The 22,466-nt window shown below is 42.1% G+C and carries 21 protein-coding genes; 5 read left to right on the plus strand and 16 right to left on the minus strand.

The genetic code is table 11. From position 1 onward, the window contains the following. Nucleotides 1-149: 149 nt before the first annotated feature. Nucleotides 150-1,781 carry an acetolactate synthase large subunit gene (locus tag G6R02_RS16470; RefSeq protein ID WP_164670495.1) on the plus strand — a complete coding sequence of 544 codons (1,632 nt, stop codon included), beginning with the start codon at nt 150-152 and terminating at the stop codon, nt 1,779-1,781. 18 nt (nt 1,782-1,799) lie between these two features. Beyond that, entirely contained in the window at nt 1,800-3,242 is a 1,443-nt protein-coding gene (locus G6R02_RS16475; RefSeq protein WP_164670496.1) for an aldehyde dehydrogenase family protein, read from the plus strand. 97 nt (nt 3,243-3,339) lie between these two features. On the opposite strand, the gene G6R02_RS16480 is transcribed toward G6R02_RS16475, so the two are convergent. Then, on the minus strand, nt 3,340-5,004 hold the full coding sequence (locus tag G6R02_RS16480) for a M20/M25/M40 family metallo-hydrolase (protein WP_164671097.1): 1,665 nt from the start codon (nt 5,002-5,004) through the stop codon (nt 3,340-3,342). A 95-nt stretch (nt 5,005-5,099) separates the two neighbouring features. Between G6R02_RS16480 and G6R02_RS16485 the strand changes: the two genes are divergently transcribed. After that, nucleotides 5,100-5,303, plus strand: a complete 204-nt coding sequence (locus G6R02_RS16485) for a hypothetical protein (RefSeq protein WP_205520243.1) — start codon at nt 5,100-5,102, stop codon at nt 5,301-5,303. A 94-nt stretch (nt 5,304-5,397) separates the two neighbouring features. Here G6R02_RS16485 and G6R02_RS16490 read toward each other — a convergent pair whose 3' ends face one another. The 12 genes from G6R02_RS16490 to G6R02_RS16545 form a co-directional block, all read right to left on the minus strand. After that, nucleotides 5,398-5,679 carry a phospholipase A2 family protein gene (locus tag G6R02_RS16490; protein WP_164670498.1) on the minus strand — a complete coding sequence of 94 codons (282 nt, stop codon included), beginning with the start codon at nt 5,677-5,679 and terminating at the stop codon, nt 5,398-5,400. 312 nt (nt 5,680-5,991) lie between these two features. Next, a complete protein-coding gene (locus G6R02_RS16495) occupies nt 5,992-7,740 on the minus strand; it encodes an acyl-CoA dehydrogenase family protein (RefSeq protein WP_164670499.1) in 1,749 nt (582 codons plus the stop codon). 109 nt (nt 7,741-7,849) lie between these two features. After that, nucleotides 7,850-8,716 carry a 3-hydroxyacyl-CoA dehydrogenase family protein gene (locus tag G6R02_RS16500; RefSeq protein ID WP_164670500.1) on the minus strand — a complete coding sequence of 289 codons (867 nt, stop codon included), beginning with the start codon at nt 8,714-8,716 and terminating at the stop codon, nt 7,850-7,852. A gap of 422 nt (nt 8,717-9,138) precedes the next feature. Continuing rightward, the gene (locus G6R02_RS16505) at nt 9,139-10,746 is read right to left on the minus strand and encodes a long-chain-fatty-acid--CoA ligase (protein ID WP_164670501.1); all 1,608 of its coding nucleotides are present in this window, start codon (nt 10,744-10,746) and stop codon (nt 9,139-9,141) included. 66 nt (nt 10,747-10,812) lie between these two features. Beyond that, entirely contained in the window at nt 10,813-11,787 is a 975-nt protein-coding gene (locus G6R02_RS16510; protein WP_164670502.1) for a quinone oxidoreductase family protein, read from the minus strand. After that, complete coding sequence (locus tag G6R02_RS16515; protein WP_164670503.1) at nt 11,768-12,553, minus strand: 2-phosphosulfolactate phosphatase; 786 nt, start codon at nt 12,551-12,553, stop codon at nt 11,768-11,770. The genes G6R02_RS16510 and G6R02_RS16515 overlap by 20 nt, the downstream gene beginning before the upstream one ends. Before the next feature lie 3 nt (nt 12,554-12,556). Further along, a complete protein-coding gene (locus G6R02_RS16520; protein ID WP_164670504.1) occupies nt 12,557-13,624 on the minus strand; it encodes a phosphotransferase family protein in 1,068 nt (355 codons plus the stop codon). Nucleotides 13,625-13,638: 14 nt separating this feature from the next. Next, a complete protein-coding gene (locus tag G6R02_RS16525; protein ID WP_164670505.1) occupies nt 13,639-14,040 on the minus strand; it encodes an acyl-CoA thioesterase in 402 nt (133 codons plus the stop codon). A gap of 58 nt (nt 14,041-14,098) precedes the next feature. After that, nucleotides 14,099-14,662 (minus strand): TetR/AcrR family transcriptional regulator, encoded by a 564-nt coding sequence (locus tag G6R02_RS16530; RefSeq protein WP_164670506.1) that lies wholly within the window; start codon nt 14,660-14,662, stop codon nt 14,099-14,101. Between the two features lie 27 nt (nt 14,663-14,689). After that, complete coding sequence (locus G6R02_RS16535) at nt 14,690-15,463, minus strand: SDR family oxidoreductase (protein ID WP_164670507.1); 774 nt, start codon at nt 15,461-15,463, stop codon at nt 14,690-14,692. A 16-nt stretch (nt 15,464-15,479) separates the two neighbouring features. Continuing rightward, nucleotides 15,480-16,688 (minus strand): acyl-CoA dehydrogenase, encoded by a 1,209-nt coding sequence (locus G6R02_RS16540; RefSeq protein WP_164670508.1) that lies wholly within the window; start codon nt 16,686-16,688, stop codon nt 15,480-15,482. A gap of 136 nt (nt 16,689-16,824) precedes the next feature. Continuing rightward, a complete protein-coding gene (locus tag G6R02_RS16545; protein WP_164670509.1) occupies nt 16,825-17,115 on the minus strand; it encodes a hypothetical protein in 291 nt (96 codons plus the stop codon). An 84-nt stretch (nt 17,116-17,199) separates the two neighbouring features. Between G6R02_RS16545 and G6R02_RS16550 the strand changes: the two genes are divergently transcribed. Further along, a complete protein-coding gene (locus tag G6R02_RS16550) occupies nt 17,200-18,018 on the plus strand; it encodes a LysM peptidoglycan-binding domain-containing protein (protein WP_246202642.1) in 819 nt (272 codons plus the stop codon). A gap of 797 nt (nt 18,019-18,815) precedes the next feature. Here the strand turns inward: G6R02_RS16550 and G6R02_RS16555 are convergent. The 3 genes from G6R02_RS16555 to cbpA all read right to left on the minus strand — a co-directional run bounded on the left by G6R02_RS16555 (nt 18,816) and on the right by cbpA (nt 21,731). After that, nucleotides 18,816-19,982: a TraB/GumN family protein gene (locus tag G6R02_RS16555; protein WP_164670511.1), complete on the minus strand. Its 1,167-nt coding sequence runs from the start codon at nt 19,980-19,982 to the stop codon at nt 18,816-18,818. 357 nt (nt 19,983-20,339) lie between these two features. Further along, nucleotides 20,340-20,954: a YpjP family protein gene (locus G6R02_RS16560; protein WP_164670512.1), complete on the minus strand. Its 615-nt coding sequence runs from the start codon at nt 20,952-20,954 to the stop codon at nt 20,340-20,342. 150 nt (nt 20,955-21,104) lie between these two features. Beyond that, the gene (cbpA, locus tag G6R02_RS16565; RefSeq protein WP_164670513.1) at nt 21,105-21,731 is read right to left on the minus strand and encodes a cyclic di-AMP binding protein CbpA; all 627 of its coding nucleotides are present in this window, start codon (nt 21,729-21,731) and stop codon (nt 21,105-21,107) included. 312 nt (nt 21,732-22,043) lie between these two features. Here cbpA and G6R02_RS16570 point away from each other — a divergent pair, with 312 nt between their 5' ends. Continuing rightward, complete coding sequence (locus G6R02_RS16570; RefSeq protein ID WP_164670514.1) at nt 22,044-22,403, plus strand: Lin0512 family protein; 360 nt, start codon at nt 22,044-22,046, stop codon at nt 22,401-22,403. Nucleotides 22,404-22,466: the final 63 nt, after the last annotated feature.

Here is a 22,466-nt window from a genome sequence, read left to right on the forward strand (position 1 = left end):
GCAAAATTAGAACAAAATAACTATGTGAAAATAAGCAGATATAATCATCCGCTCAAAACTGCTTAGCGTCTAAAAATCTTTTTTTGTACTAATAATAAATCACCTCTTAACAAAAACTAGAACAAATGAAATAAAAAGGGTGGATGTTAATGAATGTAGCGGAATTACTCGTGAAATGCATGGAAAATGAAGGGGTTGAATATATTTTCGGGGTTCCCGGTGAGGAAAATATCGATATGATCGATGCCCTCTATGATTCATCTATTGATTTTATCGTAACAAGACATGAAACAAGCGCCGCATTTATGGCTGGAACTTACGGAAAATTAACCGGCAAACCCGGCGTCTGTTTGGCTACATTGGGTCCCGGGGCAACAAACCTCATGACTGGTGTTGCCAATGCCAATATGGACCACTGCCCACTCGTGGCAATTACCGGACAGGCCGGCTTGGAACGTCAGCATAAAACGTCACATCAATACTATGACTTGGTCAATATGTATGAACCTGTAACAAAATGGAATGCACAAATCAAAAACGGCAAAATCACCCCGGAAGTTGTCAGAAAGGCATTTCAGGTAGCCGGACAGGCCAAATGGGGGGCAACACATATTGATTTGCCGGAAGACGTAGCCGGCATGGAAGTTGACGGGAGTCCGTTAAAGGTGGCTGAAAGACCGCATACCGAGGCAAAAAAAGAAATCATCAGTAAGGCGGCCGAGTTGATCAAAAATGCCAAGCACCCCATCGTTCTCGCCGGTGATGGTATTACTAGACAAGGGGCATTACAGGAAATGCGATCCTTTATCGATAAAAGCAAACTTCCTATTGTGCATTCATTTATGGGAAAAGGAGCCATTTCCTGGAAAAATGAGCTGAGTCTATTGACAGCAGGGATAGGTGGTCAGGACTACATTACGTGTGGTTTTGACAGCTCCGATTTGATTATTACGATCGGATTTGATATGGCGGAATATTCACCAAAAGATTGGAATCCTGACAGCAAAACGCCGATTCTTCACATTGACACGGAAGAAGCTGAAACGGATGCACATTATCCTGTCGCACTAAATGTTCTCGGTGATCTTAAAGCAAACCTTCAGCAATTAAGTGAAGCCGTGGAATCCCGGGACAATACCAAGGACTGGATTGCCGGTGTCAGAAAACAGGCATTGGACGAATTTAATGAATTTAAGGATGATGCCAGTTTTCCAATCAAACCGCAAAAAATTGTTGCAGATTTGCGGTCTGTCCTTGGTGAGAAAGATATTGCCATTTCCGACGTTGGGGCGCATAAAATGTGGATGGCGAGGATGTATCATTGTTATGAACCGGATACGTGCCTGATTTCCAATGGTCTTGCCTCGATGGGGGTTGCGGTTCCAAGTGCAATCGCAGCAAAAATGGCCCATCCGGACCGTAATGTCGTTGCTGTTTGCGGGGATGGTTCTTTTCAAATGACCGGAGCTGAACTCGAAACAGCAGTGAGGATGAACCTGCCCATCATTGTTTTAATGTGGCGAGACGATGGCTATGGACTGATTGAATGGCATCAATTAAAGAAGTTTGACCGTGCTTCGTATATCAAGTTTGGTAACCCTGACTTCAAGCAGCTTGCCACGTCATATGGATTTGAAGCAATGCAGCTGACGGCGGCTGAAGAATTAAAGCCTGCTCTTGAAAAAGCAATTGAGATGAACAAACCGGTATTCATTGATTGTCCGGTTGACTACAGCGAGAACATGAAACTGACCGAAAAACTGGGAGAAATTATTTGTTAGCGGAAAGGAGTATAAAACATGTTAGGATCCATCATTAATGGCCAGGAACGCACCGACAGCCAGGATACTATGGATGTCAGTAATCCATACAACGGAGAACGAGTAGCCGAAATTGCACTCGCTTCTCAGGATGTTCTCGAGGAGGCTATCGATAATTCGTTTTCAGCTTACCATGATACAATGAAAGAGATGACAGCTCACGAGCGTTCGGATATTCTGCGCAAAACGGCGGATTTACTGGAGGAACGGACCGAAGACTTTGCCCAGGCAATTATGCAAGAGGCCGGAAAACCAATTTCTTTCAGCCGGGGTGAAGTCGGACGAGCCATTCAGGTGCTCCGCTTCGCATCAGAACAAGCAAAACACATATCAGGCGAAGTAGTACCAATGGATGCAGCAATCGGCGGTGAAGGACGACTGGGCTTGGTGAAAAGAGTTTCCTTGGGTGTAGTAGGAGCCATTACCCCATTTAATTTTCCTTTAAATCTGTCACTGCACAAACTCGCACCGGCGATTGCCGCGGGAAATACAGTTATTTTCAAACCGGCCGAAAAAACTCCGGTTTCCGCTCACATGCTGACAAAGCTGTTCACCGAAGCAGGTCTTCCTGATGGTGTGCTGAACCTTGTTATGGGCACCGGCGAAATCGGGGAGGCGATGGTCACACATGATAAAATACACAAAATTTCTTTTACCGGCAGTTTACCGGTTGGCAAGTCCATCGTTAAAAATGCCGGGTTTAAAAAAGTCACACTTGAGCTTGGTTCCAACTCACCAAATATTTTATTTGACGATGCTAACGTTGAACAGGCGGTAAAACTATTAGTGAAAGGCGCTTTTGCGTTTTCCGGACAGGTTTGTATTTCCGCTCAGCGAATTTATGTTCAAAAAAGCATCTATGATGAATTTTTGAAACTCTATATTAAACAGACAAATGAACTTAAGGTCGGAAACCCGGCAGACGAGGACACTGACATCGGACCTATGATCAGCGAAAAAGAAGCAGAACGCGCCAAGGAATGGATTGATGATGCAGTGGAAAACGGTGCAAAAGTATCCGCGGGAGGTGAACAGAAAGGAACGATCTTAACGCCGACCATTATGACGAACGTTGATAAAAACATGAAAATTATTGCTGACGAAGTATTTGCACCGATTGTATCCGTCATCCCGTTTGAAACCGAGGATGAGGTAATCGGATATTCGAATGATTCCATTTACGGTCTGCAGGCAGGTGTATTTACGAAAAACCTGGACCGGGCACTTCGCGTTGCGGATGAACTGGAGATGGGCGGCGTATGGATCAACGAAATTTCCACCTATCGCCAGGACAACCATCCGTATGGCGGTGTGAAACAAAGCGGCATCGGAAAAGAAGGTGTAAAATATGCCGTTGAGGATATGACTGAAGAGAAGTTTATTGGAATGAAGTTAAAGGATGACGAAAGAGCTGAAAAGTGACAAGTTGTGAAGCCGCAATTCTTTTGTTAGAAGTGCGGCTTTTCCATTAGAAAAGTCTGATACTGTCACCAATCTTTGCAGATCATAGTTCAAAGCATTATTTGTCTGACATTCCATGCAGCACCCTTTGAATTACCATATTCGTCATATTCGGCACAATTTCAAAGGAATAGGTCATTTCCACACGTTCCAGACGCTTATGTCCATCCATCCCATATGGCCCAATATTAATCACCGGCACATCGATATCACGGATGTCCTGATAGTCCACATAATGCTTGGTGCCCCATCCAGGATTATTATTTTCAATCGCTGCAATTCCTGCATCATCATCACTTAACGCCATAAAACTGGCATCCGAAATATATGGGAAAAAGTTACGAACAGCAATTGGGTGTTCATAGTTCGGCTGAATATGTTTAACCGCATGTTCAAGAGCATCCATCAGAATCTGTTCATTCTCCGTCTCTCCGGATAATTCAATTCGTGGTGAATACAAAGATGAATAGAACACAAAGATGGCCGGGCTTTTATCCTCCATCCATTTCCATGCTTCTTCGACAACCCGGGCTGCAAACATTCGGGTATCCAATGTGTCATCATTTAACAGATCCTGCTTAAATTCATCCATATGCTGAATAAATGAATCACCATGCGCTTCAATCAGCATTTGTTCCATTTCTTCATATAGGAATACACGCGGCTGCCAAGGTATTTCTTTATAAGGCTGATTGCTAATGTCACAAAATGCCCGGTATCTTTCTTTAAATGTGGCAAGTGCATTTGTAAACGCAATATGTGCATGAATCTTCAATTTTTCCAAAACCTCTTTCGGCGACCAGGAATGGATAAAGAAATTGTAATACACATATGCGGATAATGCCGTTTGGACTGTATAGGACGGCTTCAAATCTGCTTGCTTTAAAGCGACGGGAGGAACCGTTATTTCTCCGTGTGCTTCATTACAGAGTTCCGGATTATAACTGATTTGCCTGGTTAATTCAGCCGCAATAAAATTCGGATCAAGCCCGTCAAATGCATCCCCGACATGTGTTTCCTCACCGGTTATCAAAAAAGACGGGAGGAGTTTTCCGGCCGCTCCCTTATATACATAACGATTCTCATCTTCTTCGGACCTTGGTGCGACAAAATCACTGTTCACAGCAGCAACATAATCAAAATGGTGTTCCTCTTTCCATCTTTTCAATGTTTTTAGCGCGGACAGGATACCATGTGATCCGTCCTCTTCATCACACTCGGCGACAAGTACAAGATTACCCTCCAATTCCTCGGGATGTTCCGCATAATATTTCAGCAGATAGATATTACTGGCAAGCCCGCTTTTCATATCGAGGGCACCCCTGCCGAAGAGCCAGTCACCGGATTGCAGCTGCTTGCTCACAGATGCAGGTATATCCTCCTCTTTCAACATATCCATCCATTCATCCGGCTTAAATGCATACTCATGCAATTGATTAAAATCATCAACCCCGACCGTATCCATGTGCCCCATTAAGATAACGGTCCGATTACTCGCGGTCTTTGTCCCTTTGACAAAAGCCAGTACATTGTACCGCTCGCGTTCATCGTTTGTCGTTTGTTCAATGGTCACGTGTTCCGGATTCGATGTAAAATAAGGAAAAGATGCAAGCAATGTATACAACGAATGGGCAATTACCTTTTCACCTTCCGTATTAACAATACTTTGGATACCGACAAGTCTTTTTGTTAAATCCAGTACTTCGTCACGACATTCCATCATGTCTCCTTGTAATGCCCCCATTTGATAACCTCCTTATTTTTACTCTAATACTATCATACTGATTTTTTTTGCACATGCATGAATGACGTTTTTTCATGGAACAAGGTGGATCCGGCCGTTTGAAGTGGACATATATTCCGTTATTTGCGGCAAATGGAGTGTTTTTTCGCTATTCGCGGACATTTGTTCCGCTAGTCATCCAAAAACCAATACTTTTCGAAGTGAATTATGATAATAACGGAATACATGTCCGTGAAGCCATTAATTTCGGTGTGTTTTCAGTTAATAACGGAAAATAAGTCCGCCAAAATGAGAAATGTCAGCTAATACAAAAACGCTTGAATATGAATTGATATGCTAGGCCATCAAGCGTTTTTGGGTGACACCTTATTTTTAAAAATTGCAGGTAAAGAATGTCTGCATTTTCATATAGTTGTACATCAGTCTTGCCTTTCTTCCTTTTTTCGTATGTGGGTTGATCATTGGTCCAATACGTTGAAGAAATAGCTGGTCACATTCACATGATGGTCCAAATCTGCGATAACAATCATCATGCGCTTTACAGGCCGCGTCCAGATCGTCAATCGGTGCACCGGGACCACTGCATCCGGGGCCGCAATATTTATAGCCGGGAAATATACAAAATCGGGTTCCTCTGTTTCTTCGCTGTGGCAATCTTATTCCCCCCTCTCATTTGACTATCTATACGATAAATTATTCTATCCTACACAAATTTGCCTGAACTACTATCCCTAAAGATATGGAATAGGTGAAATTCGGGAAGGGATTGTCATCCATGAGAAGGTACATAAGATTTCTTTCCGCCGGTAGCTTTCCAGCAGAAAGAGGCTGGGACAAAAGTATTTTATCAATAACAAAATCCGAACATATTGAAAATGGAGCATAAAACCGCTCCGGGAATTCCGTTCATTGTTCGTCTTTTGGTAACACTTTTTTGTTATGTCCCAGCCCCTTTACTACGAAAAACTAGCTGCTATACATACCTTTTTCATATACGTTAAGCGCAATATCCCTGTTCCTGTTTATGGAACCAGCGAACGAATGTGACATTAACTTCGTGTAAACCTGTTCTCTAATTGCCTCTTTCGTTTCAAACAGCTCCTGATCCAACTGTCTCACAATAATAAGCACTTGGTTAAAAGCCTCCTCAAGCGAGGTTTCCATCAACATCGCTTTTAATGGGGCTTCACCTTGTGCGTCGATTTCCTTTTTAGTACGAAGCAATACAGACTCTGAAGCAAATAAATGAATTGCCAAATCTGATAGCTTCATTAGAATTTCCTGTTGTGCATCCAGTTGCTTTCCGAATTTTTTGCGGGCCAGTTCAACTAAAACAAGATAGATAGCCCGGAAATCCTTTACCAGTTCCAGTTGTTTGTCAGCCCCGTAGTTATTTTTTTCCAATCGTTGAAAGGCTTTCGTTACAGCTTCTTCATAAGACAATTCACCTTTCAGGGCCTTTTTCAAAAATTGACCTGTCAAAAGAAGGCGGTTTACTTCATTGGTTCCTTCAAATATACGATTGATTCTTGAATCCCGGTACATTTGTTCAACTCGATACTCGTTAATAAATCCAGCCCCACCATGAAGTTGAAGTCCTTCATCAACTAAGTAATCCAATGTCTCCGAACCGTATACTTTACACGCTGCACATTCAAGGGCGTATTCTGATAATCCAGCTGCAACAACACGTTTATCCGCTTCCTGATCAAGTCCGTTCAATGCCTCTTCCAATAAAGCAGACGTTCGATATTGCATGGATTCCGAAGCATAAATTCGTGCAGCCATCTTTGCTGCCTTCTCTTTGGATGCACCAAAATCAGCAAGTGCCTGTCCAAACTGTTTACGTTCCTTAATATGGTTAACTGTTTCCTTTAGTGCATATTTTGCTGCGCCAACACATGCAGAACCAAGGTTAAAACGCCCAAGATTCAATACAGTAAAAGCAATAATATGCCCTCTTCCAATTTCCCCCAGCAGGTTTTCAACAGGTACTTCACAATCCTCTAAAATAACAGATCGTGTTGACGACCCTTTAATCCCCATTTTCTTTTCTTCCGGACCCAGTTTTAGTCCTGGAAAGTTTTTCTCAACAATAAATGCAGTGTAATGTTCCCCGTCCACCTTTGCATAGACAATAAATGTATCAGAAAAGGTAGCGTTGGTAATATATATTTTCGTACCATTTAAAAGGTAGTGTGTTTTTTCGTTATTTAAAACAGCAGTTGTTTTGCCGGACATTGCATCAGATCCTGCATCGGGTTCTGTTAAACAATACGCACCAATGTATTCTCCGCTCGCCAATTTAGGAAGGTATTTTTGTTTTTGCTCCGTTGTGCCGTAATACGTGATCGGAAGTGTTGCGATACATGTATGGTTGGAGTGTGCTACACCATAGCTTCCTGTTCGTCCAACCTGTTCCCCAACAATGCCTTTACTGATTTTATCAAGACCTAAGCCGCCAAATTCCTCTGGGATACTATGGGCAAGCAACCCAAGGTCTCCCGCTTGTTTCATTAAGTCAGCAACAACATCAAAGTGTTGTGCCTCAATCTCCTTGTGACGTGGTTCTACCTCTTTGGTGGAAAATTGCTGTGCTGTTTTTTGAATCATTTTATGTTCTTCGGTCAAATCTTCCGGGAAAAATGCTTCGTCTGCAGTTATCTGATTAACCAGGTATGAACCGCCATAGTTTCCGGTCTTTATATGTGCCAAACTTTTCACTCCTTCTCTATTATTAAGTCTATTTCGTATAGATTTTTCTTTCTGATCCCACAGCCATATTAATGCTCAAATCTTTATGCGATGAGTAAAATCATCGACCTTACGTATAGTCGTACCATCCCTTACCAGTTTTTCGTCCCAGGTGACCGGCCTTCACTTTTTCCTCAACCGATTTAGCAGGTTTATCTTTTGGATCACCTGTTTCCTGGTAAAGCTGGAGGTTTGCGTAATAGCCGACATCAATTCCGGACAGATCCATTAATTCAAATGGGCCAATCGGATGTCGTAATGCTTTCTTGGTAATTAAATCAATTGCCTCAAAATCCGCATATCCTTCTTCGTATAAGTGAAGTGCTTCTTCTGAAATCGCAAATAATAGTCGATTTGCAATAAAACCGTAAATCTCTTTTTCTAATAGCACCCCTGTACGACCAATCCGTTCACAAAAATCCATTGCGATTTGTGCTGTTTCTTCTGACGTTTGTTCACTTTTCACTACTTCCACACAATCCATTACAAGTGGAGGAAAGAAAAAATGCATATTCAACACTTTGTCAGGTCTTGTAGTAACATCAGCAAGTTTTGAATTGACAATGGTTGAGCTGTTTGTTGCCAAAATTGCCTTTCTGGGTGCAAGTTCCTCTAATTTGGAAAACACTTCCCGCTTTACATCCAGTTTTTCCACTACAGCCTCAATGACTAAATCGGCATCCTTAACAGCTGCTTCCAGGCTGGTTGTCGTCTGCAGTCTGGCAAAAGCGGCATCTTTCTTTTCGGCAGCGATTTTTTCTTTTTTAACCCATTTAGCCATATGACCTTCCAATTGTTCCTTTGCCTTAGTCAGCGCATTTTCCTGAATATCCTGCAGGGTGGTTTCAAACCCGCCGATTGCAGATAGCATTGCGATTTGATGACCCATCGAACCTGAGCCTATAACTGCAACTTTATGTATTTTTTCTATTGTCATTTTGTAATCTCCTTCCTTATCTAACCAACCGGTTGGTATGTTTGTTTGATTTAGGAAGAGGCTGGGACAAAACGAATAACTTGTAACACAAAAGACGAAAATGCACGAATTGAGCGGAGGAAATATACGTAGACTTCTGCGGGAAGAGAGGCCTAGGTGAGACCACCGAGTGCGATAGCAATCTTTTTTGCAAGGAGTGCTACTACTCCGAAATCACTTGCAACACGACGAGCACGAGGAGGGCTCAACAGCCGCCCGCGGCTAAGAAGACACTGCGAAAACGTACTTCTTGAGCAGATGTCGCCTTGGTACCCGGAGGTGTGAAAGCGAAGTATATTTCCGGAGCGGTTATATGCACCCTTTTTCCGGTTACTTCGAATTTTCCTTTGATAAAACACTTTTCCCCCAGCCTCTATAACTATTTACTTCTGTACACTTTCTTCCCTAATTGCCCGTCGCAGGATCTTTCCTACATTTGTTTTAGGGAGCTCTTCCCTGAATTGAACAACTCTTGGGACTTTGTAGGAAGCCATATTCTCCCGGCAATATGCAATTAGTTCTTCTTCATCACACTGCTTACCATCTTTTAGTACGACGACCGCTTTAACCGTTTCTCCACGATATGGATCGGGAACTCCCACAACAACTGCTTCCTGAACGGCTGGATGTTCATAAATAACTTCTTCCACATCACGCGGGTAAACATTGTAACCACTCGCAATAATCAGGTCCTTTTTGCGGTCAATAATATAGGCATATCCATCTTCATCCACCCGGGCAATGTCTCCAGTATAAAGCCAGCCATCCCTGAGAGCATGAGCTGTCTCTTCCGGCATATTCCAATAACCTTTCATAACCTGTGGGCCTTTGATGATCAGTTCACCTGTTTCTCCAGCAGGGAGTTCCCGCGTTCCTTCTTCCAGATCAACAACTTTGTATTCAGTTGATGGAATACCAATACCGATACTTCCAGGCTTTCTTTCTGCAAAAAATGGGTTGCAGTGTGTAACTGGTGCACTTTCAGAAAGCCCATAGCCCTCAAGAATTTTTGCACCGGTTTTTTGTTCAAACGAACGAAGCAATTCTCCAGGCATTGGTGCACTCCCGCTGTTACAAATGCGAATACTGTCAATCCCGTATTGTTCTGCTTTTGGATGGCTTGTTAATGCGACATACATTGTCGGTACTCCAGGGAATGAGGTAGGCTTCAAGTCTTTTATCGTTTGCAGGACTTCCTCCAGCTCAAATTTCGGCAACATTATGCTTAATGATCCGGTGTAAATAGAGAGATTCATGCAGGATGTCATACCAAATACATGAAATAGTGGGATGACTGTTAGATAACGGTCTTTTCCGAGCTGTATTTCATCTTTAAAATATTCGTATACCTGCAACGTATTTGTAAGTATGTTTCGGTGTGTGAGCATAACCCCCTTGGAACGGCCGGTAGTTCCTCCGGTATACTGCAGCACTGCCACATCTTCATCAGGGTTTATATCAACGGGTTCAGGCGGTCTTTGAGCCTGTTTCATAAAGGCGGCAAATTCCGTAGCCAGGCCATCGTCCGTTCCACGCCCTTCCAGATTCACCTTAATGACACGTTTAACGGCCGTTTTATCAATAATCTGATTTAATACAGGAAGTAACGGTTCATAAATGACAATTGTTTCTGCACCTGAATCGGTTAGGATATGTTCGAGTTCTTTCCCGACAAGCATCGGATTGACTTGGGTAACTGTTCCACCAGCCTGCAACGTTCCATGGTGGCTGATAACATATTGCGGGCAGTTCGGAAGCATGAGCGCTACTCGGTCTCCCTTACTCAGTCCATCTTGTTGAAGTGAAGCAGCGAAAGCTCCTGTTTGTACACCAAGCTCCTTATAAGTAATTTCATGACCGTAAAAGTAAAGTGCTGGACGATCCCCATACGTTGCAATTGATTTCCTTAACATATCTGGGACTGAATCGTTTGGTATTTCCAGTTCCGTCTTTATATGTTCCGGGTAATGCTTTAACCATGTTTTATTCATTTCTCTTCCTCCCCTTCGATTGATAACGCTTACATCGGACGGTATTCATAACCTCCAAAAATAAAACTACGGAATCAAAACAATCTTCCCTTTCGTTTTCCGTCCCTGCAACAATGCATGTACATCGGCAGCCTCAGTCAATGGGTACGTTCCGCCTACCGTGAGTTCGAGTTCTCCTTTTTCCACAAACGCCAAAAGTTCACGTAAGCTGTTTTGGAAAAGGACGGGCTTTCGCATGATTTGCGGCAGGAAAAACCCAACAACGGATTGGTTGCGCTTCATTAATGATGATGGGTAAAATTTCGTCTGTTCACCGCTCGCTGCCCCGTAAATAACCAAGCGGCCAAATGCTGCCAGACACTTAACTGTCTTATGAAATACATCTCCACCAACCATTTCCAGTGCGACATCAACCCCCTTTCCATCCGTCAATTCACGTATTTGTGCTTCCCAGCCATCTTCAGTGTAATTCACCGTATGATCGGCACCCATTTCTTTAGCAAAAGTCAGTTTTTCCGAGGTGCTGGCGGTAGCAATTACTTTTCCTGCACCAAACAATTTTGCAAGCTGGACGGCCAGCAATCCAACACCACCTGCAGCCGCATGGACCAGAACAGTCTCTCCTTTGTCCAATCGTCCCATCGTCTTTAAGATGTGATAGGCACTCAATCCCTGCAGCGGCAGTGCGACTGCTTTTTCAAATGACACCTCATCCGGAACAGGAATTAAAGCTTTCACCGGAACTGCTGCATATTCGGCATAACCCCCAGATTCAATTAATGCAACAACACGCATACCCTTCTTTACATCCTTTACATTTACACCAACTTCACTGATAACGCCGGCAACTTCTGCCCCCGGGGTAAATGGAAGTTCAGTCGGCACCACATATTGACCCTCCCTTCGTGCAGTGTCTGCATAATTTACACCAATAGCTTTCATTTCCATTAATACTTCGTCAGCTTTAACAACAGGGACGTCCGTATCAATAACTTCCAGTACATCCGGACCGCCATATTCTTTAAATTGTACTGCCTTCATTTGTTTCATCAGCCTCCTTAACGGGTTTTTTTGCTTCATCCATAACAATTATTTTATTGTTAACTAAACGAGGAACAACGGAAAAAACACCTTTTCTTCCAACAAACTCCACATCTTTATCCAATCCATAATGCTCCATCATCTTACCTACGCTTGAATGACTAAGCACATTCAATGCCTCTTCAGACATATTTTCATAAAACAATTTTGCAGCTAATGCACTATCGGTTAAGTCAACATCATCTCCATAGGTATTCACCAGTTGTTCGATAAAGTAACCTGCTCCATAGAAATCCTCGATACAAAATTGATTTTTCGATCCGGAGCAAACGGCGACTATCGTTTCGCTGTCATATGTTTCAACAATCCTACCGGCTACAGCATCGCCATTTAACAGTGAAGCAATGTACACTTTTTTGGCAGATGCTGCTTTTCGAATTGCCACCGTACCATTCGTTGTTGACAGGACTACCGGTCTATCAGCCACATGATTCTTAAGCGTTAATGGAAGGGGATCCAAAAACCCCTTTATCGTAATCCCGTCATATTCACCAACCAGACAAACATCTTCCTTTTCAAAATTGTCGGCTTCCCTTAATGCTTCTGCTTCATTAAGGACAGGAGTCACCTGTTTAGCCCCATATGCCAGGCACGCTGTAATCGTTGAAGATGCCAGAAGCACATCGAAAACTACAGCAATTTTATCCGCATCCATTTGCTCGTCATTTATTTCTTCCTTTTTCCAAAGGAGATGAACCTTCACCATCCATCACACACCTTTGGCAGTATGCAATGCATAGTTAATTAAATTCGCAACAAATTTATTAAAGTGGGCAAATCTTGGATCACTTGTCTGCCCTTTTTTATACCTGTAATAGATTTGCTGACAAATCACTGCAAGCTTAAAATACGCAAATGTCAGGTAAAAGTGAATCGTTGATACATCTCGGCCACTCTTCTTTGCGTAATCCTCGATGAATTCCGAGCGGGTAAAAAAACCATCCATCACGGTTACCGGTGGTTTGCCAAGTCCTTTTTTCAGCAGCTCCGGATCGTCCGCTTCAATCCAATAGCTCATAGCTGCCCCAAGATCTGCCAATGGGTCCCCGACGGTTGTCATTTCCCAATCAAACAATCCATTCATCTCACTGAAATCTTCTGTAAACATGGCATTATTCAGTTTATAATCATAATGGATAATGGCAGGTGCCGGTGAATTGGGAATATTATTCACAAGCCACTTTGTTAACTCATCAACACCCTGGACATCATCCGTTTTTGAATGATCGTACCGCTTAATCCAGCCTTTGACCTGCCGTTCCATAAACCCATCCGGCTTAGCGATGTTTACAAGACTGGTTTTCGTGTAATCAATTTGATGCAGTTCCACTAATTTGTCCACCATGAGTTGCGAAATTTTGCGACCCAGCATCTTTTCATACGCTATTCCCTCTGGTAATTCCGTATCAAGCACAATACCTTTTCTTCGCTCCATAATAAAAAATGGACTCCCGACAATGCTTGTATCATCGGAAAAAATGTACGGCTTTGGTGCGGTTGGAAATGACGGGTTTAAACCTGATAAAACCGTATATTCCCGCTCCATATCATGTGCCTTTGGTGCAACAGGGCCAAGCGGCGGTCTGCGCAGTACAGCTTCCCACGCCTCAATCCGCAATAAATACGTTAAATTGGAATGGCCTGCACCGAATTGCTCGATTTCCAACTTGCCATCCGGAACCTCTGTGATATTTTCCCGGATAAATGCTATCAAAGCATCATGATTAAGTTCTTCCCCTTTTCGAACATCAATCGTATCTTTAAAACCGGCTTCCAAGTAAACTACCTCCCTTACGCTGAACGTACATGTGCCTCCAGTTTTGTTTTAAACGAATCTGGAATAACTACTGATTGCTGTTTATCGACATCGAAATAAACAAGAACCGCTTCACCTTGAGCGATTACGTCACCTGATTCCTTTTCAACCATCAGACTTGACAGTGTTATACTTTTCGTGCCGATCCGTGATACTTCTGTAGAAATCTGCAGTGTCTGTCCAAAATATCCTTGCCTGATGAAATCGCACTTTGTGGAGACAAGCATAAATGCATAGTTACCATTCTCGATATCAATTCCAAGCTTCTGCAAAAAATCAATTCTGGTCTCTTCCATGTAAATAAAATAGCTTGTATTGTTGATATGACCTAAAGCATCCGTTTCACCAACTCGTACTTTAATATCCACCGCTCGCATTCACCTCCCGGCTATGACATAGCAAATCTATTATTCTCTTACCTGTCTTTAAATCCTTCTACGTCTCAATCCCCTTCAGAATCATATTTACATAAACCTCCACTAATTCCTCCGGTGCAACTTCACCATCCGGCTTATACCACTGATAGCTCCAATTTGTTACACCTAAAATGCCAAACGTAATCATATCTGTCCGCAGTCCTTTACGAAACTCCCCGGTGTTCACGCCATCCCGCACCGTTTTTTCGATATTCAGGCGAAACTGATCGCGTTTTTCTTTAATAATTTCAATGTTTTCGTCAGCTAAATTACGTACCTCCCGAAAAAAAACGCGTGCTCTGGGTCCTTTATCAGCAATATCCATAATTAATAAGCGGATTATTTTACTTAACTTTTGCTTTTGAGTAAGGTTCTCATCGTCCAGTATGCGCTGCTGCCGTTCTAACAGATTTGTAATATAATCCAAATGAATGTCCATCAGCAGTTGTTCTTTACTCGAAAAATAGTAGTAAAAGGTTCCCTTTGTTACTTCCAATGCATTTACAATGTCCTTGATGGAAGTCTCGCTGAAACCTTTTCTCTCAAATAGTTTTATACTCTGTGCTGTGATTTGTTCTTTCATATTCATATCCTCACTAGTTTTATAGTTTTAAAGTGCATGTGCTCCACCATCAACCGTTAAAATATCACCGCTGACATAATCAGACGCTTTAGAAGCCAGGAATAATGCTGCACCTTTCAAATCAGTGTCATTTCCCAAACGGTTCAAAGGGGTTGCTTCCAATATTTGATCTTTCCCCATATGAATTAAACCCTGTGACATCTTCGTTGGGAAAAAACCTGGGGCAAGTGCATTCACGTTAATATTATGCTGTCCCCATTTTGCTGCCAGATCCTTTGTGAAGGTCATGATTGCTCCTTTGCTTGTATTATAGCTGATTGTATCCATGAAACTGGGGTCAGTACCGCCAAAACCGGCAACAGAAGCAATGTTGATGATTTTCCCGCTATTTTGTTCAATCATTACCTTGCCAACTTCCTGACTCATTAAAAATGTCCCTGTTACATTTACATTCATGACCTTCTGCCAGGCTTCAAATGGCATTTCCACAACAGGGGCACCCCAGGTAGCACCACTGTTATTAACCAGAATATCAATCGATCCAAAATGTTCACGCGTTTCTTCCACCACTTTTTTCACATCATCCGGATTCGTAACATTACAGCTGAATGCCAACGAATCAACACCGAATTTCTTTATCGCTTCACTCATTTCCTGACATGCCTTGAATTTGCGGGAACAAACAACCACATTCGCACCAGCTTCAGCAAATCCCTGTGCAATTTGTGCGCCGAGGCCACGTGCTCCCCCTGTAACAATTGCCGTTTTCCCTTCCAGTTTGAATAAATCCAAAACGTTCATAACGCAATCTCCTTTTCTATGAATATTTCCGAAGTTCCAGCTTTGCTATCTGCCGGCGGTGTACTTCATCCGGGCCATCCGCTAACCGGAGTGTGCGTGCGTTTGCCCAATGTGCAGCAAGCGTGACATCATCACTGACCCCTGCACCGCCAAACGCTTGAATTGCCCTGTCAATCACACGCAGTGCCATACTTGGTGCGACAACTTTAATCATGGCTATTTCTGTTTTTGCTGCTTTGTTACCGACCGTATCCATCATGTAAGCTGCTTTCAGCGTTAATAGACGTGCTTGTTCAATATCAATCCGTGACTCTGCAATCCACTCCTGAACAACACCCTGTTCTGCTATTTTTTTACCAAAAGCAACCCGGCTTTGAACACGCTTACATAAATCTTCAAGTGCACGTTCTGCTGCTCCGATAAGTCGCATGCAATGATGAATGCGGCCAGGGCCAAGCCGGCCTTGTGCAATTGCGAAACCTTTCGCTTCCCCCCAGATCATATTCTCTGCAGGCACTCTAACATTGTCATAGGTAATTTCTGCATGTCCATGTGGTGCATGGTCGTAACCAAAAACAGGCAGCATTCGCTTAATCGTTACACCCGGCGTATCCAGCGGAACCAAAATCATGGACTGTTGTTCGTGCCGCGCAGCTTTTGGGTCATTTTTTCCCATGACAATAGCGATTTTACATCGTGGATCACCAGCACCGGATGACCACCACTTTCGGCCATTTATTACATACGCATCACCATCTCTGACAATGCTTGATTCGATATTCGTCGCATCACTTGAGGCAACATCAGGCTCCGTCATTGAAAAACACGAGCGAATCTCACCATCCAGAAGCGGAATCAGCCATTTTTGTTTCTGCTCCTCCGTGCCATAGCGGTCAAGAACTTCCATATTACCGGTATCAGGCGCATTACAATTAAATACTTCCGGGCCTATCAGCGACCGTCCCATAATCTCACATAATGGCGCATATTCCTGATTGGTTAACCCCGCACCATAATCACTATCCGGTAAAAATAAGTTCCATAACCCTTGTGATTTAGCTTTCTCCTTTAACTCTTCCATGATTGGTGGTACCTCTGCCCAACGATTTCCCTGCTGATTCAGCTGTTCTTCATATACTTTTTCATTTGGGTAAACATGCTCTACCATAAAATCCGTTACCTTCTTCTGCAATTCGATAACTTTATCCGAATATGAAAAATCCATTTCTTTTTTCCCCCTACTAACCGGATAGTATGTTCAGAATATTTTAATTTATTATAAATCAATAAGACTTAAAATGCAATATAGTTTCTAAAATTTCTGATGATAACGGAGCTTGCGGGAGTTGTTGACGACGCTGCTATGACTGCCTTTTTACATGCTCCTTAAAAGCATCAATAAAATGCTTTGGTGATGACTTTACGGTATACGTATATACACCTTTTACAGTGTGCAGATACAAAAGGCCACCTTCCGTACCAAACACTCGATATGACATATCAAGGACATCCGAAAGAGGAAATTCATGATATTTGGTTATAACCCTGTCGTTATACAGGTATATCAGACGTTCATACTCCACATCGATTTGCTCGATGCTGCTCACTTCGCGTTGAACTTTAAAATACGGATGCTCAGCTATCAAATACATGGTTAACCTCCATTTATTTTTAATTCCTTCTACACGATTACCCATATGGCACATATTATATAATTGAATTTTTAATTTTGGAAGGTGATATGTTTGAGTATTGTCAGACAAACCCACTTTATTTATACGGTACAGCCAGGCGACACCCTTTATGGCATTGCTTCCCGATTTTCAAGCACTCCACAGGCAATTGCAAATGCCAATCACTTTTATCCTCCCGTAACTGCCGGCCCTGACTTAATTTATCCGGGTCAGTTGTTAATTGTACCATCCAACGCAACCGCTAATGCATCAACCTTTTTTGTAGTTAATCCAGGGAACGAATTGTACTTCATCGCGTTACGCTTTTCAGCCAGTGTGGATTTGATTGCCGGAATCAATGAAAGTATTAATAATCCGGATATGATCTTTGCCGGGCAGCAATTACTTGTGCCTGCATTTATTTATAATGTGGAACAGGGTGATTCCATTTATAATATTGAACAGCGGTTTGGCATTCCAAGGGCAAATATCATCCGTGCTAACCTTGATCGGCCGGGTTTTTCACCAGATGTTATTTGGCCGGGATATTCATTGATTATTCCAATGCGGACTTCTGTGAACATTGCTGTTGCTCACCCTTTACCAGGAACTGTGATTCAAAGCGGACAAAGAATAGCGGGATGGGCACGGGCTTTTGAAGCTACCGTCCTTCATCAGGTAGTTGACAGTAATGGGGTAGTCGTCTCGGCTGAAAGGTCTGTTATGGCTTCGCAGGGAGCACCGGCTTATGGGTGGTTTGAAGCTTCATTGCCATTTGATCGACAGCCAACATCCAACACCGGAGAAATACTTGTGTATACACGTAGTGCAGCAACAAATCAAATGCAGGATCTGGTGAGGGTCCAAGTGTATTTTAGTTAATAAATTTGTGTACCATTGCTTCACGGGATTGCGACTTCCGCTAATCAACTGCCTATATTATCTATCGATTAGTTGTTTTTGACACAAAAGACAGATAATGTACAGTAAACGCCGCGTATGATTTCCGCTGCGGGCCGTACTGGAAGTTATTTCAGTGAAGAATCAGTCCTTGCAGAAAAAATACAGTAACACTGCGAGTTTTTCTCCCGTTAGAAGGCAGGTCGATTAAAAGCGGCCATTGCAGACAACACAGGTATATACGCCTGCAGGAACATCCCAAGCTTACTCCACCTCCGTACGATTAGTCCTTAGATCTTGTTATTGAGATAACCATAAGATGACGGTAGCAGACATATTTTCCGCTAATCACTCCAAAATCACTGTTTTAGCAGGATTTGCGGACATATTATCCTTTATCCAGCAATAATCATATGAAAACAGGTTGAACTTGGGGCAATAACGGAAAATATGTCCGCATGTAGGCTGAAATTCACTTGAATGTTAAAAATAAGGGAAAATATGTCCGCCTGATTATTATCTAAGTACGGATCGGATGCTCCGCGTGGAGGTTGAAGCTCTGTCCATCCGCCCGCAGAAATTCTGGTTGGCATGGCGAGAAGTGCAAGTATTTATAAGTAATGTTCCGGTGTATACTTCGCATTTTCTATCAACAAAGAGGTTAAAAAACATCACAATTTACAAAAACTGCTATTAGTTATAAAGCTAAAAGGTCAAACCGCTCCATTCCAGGCGGTTTGACCTAATTTCAACTGTAAAGACATGAATGATCCGCGCTTTTATATATTTTCAAAAAATAACCGAAGGACATCGGCTCCACCAATAAATGTTCCTAACGAACTGCCCAGATTTGCCAGAACAACGACGAGCAGAATACGGCTTACCTTATTATTCCAAAACCCTTTGACACTAAAAACATCTTCTGAAAGATTTTCAAAGTCCGCCACATTTGGCCGGCGGATATAGGCTTGTACTATCCCTGCAAACCAGCCTGCTGCAATTAATGGATTCAGGGACGTTAATGGCGCTACAAGAAATGCTGTTACAATCGTTAATGGATGCCCTAAAGCAATCAGTGCTCCCAATGCTGAAAAGGACCCGTTCCACACGACCCAACTGATTGTCTGCTGAAAACCGGCAGAAGGATTCATATAGAATGTATAGGCAATTATAGCGAGAATAAGGATTGGAATTGACCAGCCAATTATTTTCGGAACTTTTGATTTAGGCGGGAGCTGTGATAACCGTTCCAGATCATGTTCCTTGTTTATCTCTTCCTTAATACCGGGGACATGAGCCGCTCCCAAAACAGCGACAATTTTATTGCCGGGGGCATCTTTGATTTTTTGGGACAAGTACTGGTCCCGTTCGTCTATTAATGGTTTCTTTAATTTTGGAAAGCTTTCGGTAAATTCCTGGAGCATAGAATTCAGCATATCCTGTGTTTTCATTTTCTCCAGTTCTTCTTCTGAAATCGTCTCTTTCGTGAAAATACTCCCAATCACCTGCATGAGCAGGATTGCTTTCCCTTTTAGCCCTATATTTCCCCAAATACGAGAAAAGGTTGTTTGAATATTTCTATCAGCGAGGACGAGGTTGGCATCGATTTCTTCGGCTGATTCAATTCCTTGCATCATTTCCTGGCCTGCATTAATGCCAAACTGCTTTGCCATACGTTTTTGAAATGATGATATAGCAAGGTTCATTAATAGTAATGTTGCCTTCTTTTCTTTAATAACCTTGAAAATATCCATGTCTTTCCATTTGTTGCCTTCTTTAATCGAATTGTATCGTTGTTCATCCAGTTCGATACAGACTGAATCAGGCTGTTCTGATTCGATGACTTCTTTTACCTGTTCCGCACTGTGTTTTGATACGTGGGCTGTGCCAATCAGTATAAATTCTTTATCATCCAGATGTATTCTGGTAATGTTCTCTTCTGTCATTTACGACCTTCCTTTTATGTACAATCTGCATTCAAAATGAATATTTCTTTTGTATAGTTTGTTGCTATCTATACCCGCAGCCCGGATACACTTCGCTTTCACACCTCCGGGTACCAAGGCGACATCTGCTCAAAAAGTACGTTTTCGCAGTGTCTTCTTAGCCCGGGGCGGCTGGTGAGCCCTCTTCGTGCTTACGCACTCAGTGGTCTCACCGATGCCTTAGCTCCCCCAGGAGTCTACGTGTATCCGGGCTGCTTGTATGAAACTGTAGTCACTATTACTTCTTCAAAAGCAACTAATCCTGAAAAAACTGTTTAAACGAAATAAAAAGCCTGGTATACATCCAGGCTTATCCTATTATGCCATCCATTTCGGCGGAATATTTTTATCCCAGTAAATTTCTCCGATTTCGTGATGATTTTCAAATCCATCACTGCTCAAATGGTAATGAAAATTAAACCAGTAACCTTCCAGTGGCCGGTTATCGCGGCGCACGTGGAACCGGGCGATATCTTTGTTTGTCCGATTGTCATAGATATTGAAAATCTTCTCACCAAGACCGTCTGAAGGCCGCTCCGTTATACTGTAGTATGGAAGCACCTCTTCTTCCGATCCTGCCAGGATAACGTTAAGGGATTCTTCAATTTTAGGCAGAATTTCAGTCATAAAATCATCATCCACCTGTGTTGCAATTCTTGGACCCAGTTTTGTTATTGTCTGTTCTTTCGCCTTTTCCGTTAAATCATTTATATATGTTTCAGTATAATCAATATTTTCAAGCGTTAAATCCGTTTCGCTATCATCTATAATCTGTGAATCAGCTACGGAAACTACATCATTAATATCCGATTCCGGTGAAACAGATTCTTTATTTTCCTCAGCATCCGTGTTTAAATGTGCTACAGGGATATACGTGCCAAGGGTCATAATTGCTACCATAATAACGGCTATTTTTCTAATCCATTGTTTCATCCTAATATCCCCTTTTTAACCTATTCATTTAAAATTTTACCATGTTCAAGAAAAATGTCTACAATATTTTTACTATTTTAATAGAATTGTTATAAAAAAAAGAGACCATTGTCATGAATAGACAATGGTCCCTCGTTACATTCAATCGTTTTAATTCAATTTTTCCACATCGGTTACAGTGTAGTCGCTTTTCTCGAGATCTTTCTCGATTTTTCGTACGGTTTCTTCATCCACTTCGATAGGCAGGACGATACAAATCCTTCTTACATATTTAGAGCCGTTGTTCAGGGAAATGACACTCTGCACATTACAATATTTGTTGATGATTTTGAGTATCTTCCGTAATACACCCGCGTACTCGATCGTTCCAATCGTAAGTGAGTAACTTCCATTGTTTGCTCCCCAGGCATTTTCCAATACCTGAATAACATTTCCGTTTGTCAGTATTCCCAGGAATTCTTTTGAATCATCAACGATTGCAAGATATGGAAGCCGCTTAATCGATGAAAACACTTTAAAAAATGAATCGTCCTCTTTCACATGTCCATCCTGATCTGTTACTAGTTCATTTACATATCCACTTAAAGCTTTTCTCTGTTCATATTCGAGTAAATCGACCTTATATATGTTCCCGACATAGCTGCGTTCTTTTTCATCCAAAACAGGGATACAGCGGTAACCTGACTCATCCAGCCTTTTCATTGCATACTCCAGGCTGTCATTTTCCTTTACAAATACAACCTCCTGTTTTCTTACATAATCGTTTTTTACGAGCATCTTATCCAACCTCCCAGTTTTCTCTGACCACTTTTCAATCTACGTGAAGTCTATGATGTTTATACCATTTTCCTACAAGTTCGGAATAATTTCAATTGAAAGAAAAATTTCCCGTAAACATTGACAACCTCATCTTTAGTACTCATTTAAAATACCACCCATTATTTCATTATCTATTGTCTTTACTATGGTACAATTCTTTTTAAAAACAATAAAAAAATATGATTACCTTCTGCAAAAGGGCAACCAAGTTTGGATAATTCCATTGCCGGGAACCATAAAAATAAACAACCTGTGAAGGAGTGTTTTCACGTGAAACAAATTCTTTTTATACAAACAGGAACCGGAAATGATGTACACGGCCAGGATGTAACGAAAGCAGCGGTCCGCGCAGTGGAAGATGCGATATACAGGAATTCCATGCCTGGAATTGCGGGCAGTCTGCCTGATGGGAAAATCGAAAATATGAAAGTAAATGTACGGGTTGCGGTTCCGCTTGATCGTGATAAGCTGGACGTTGAACAAGTCAAACGTGTCATTCCATATGGCGATGTGATGGTTGATGTTACCGATGGCGGAATGGCAACATCAAGTGGGATTATTTTGGAAGATAAAGAAGATGAAAATGATTTGATGTATATTGTAAATGCTGCCGTTGAAGTTGGCTATTAAAGTAGACTATCAAAAACCAATCTATCCATTAGGTTGGTTTTTTTTATTAAATGGAAATTACTG

This window comes from Virgibacillus doumboii (genome assembly GCF_902806455.1).
GTDB classification, from domain to species: domain Bacteria; phylum Bacillota; class Bacilli; order Bacillales; family Amphibacillaceae; genus Lentibacillus; species Lentibacillus doumboii.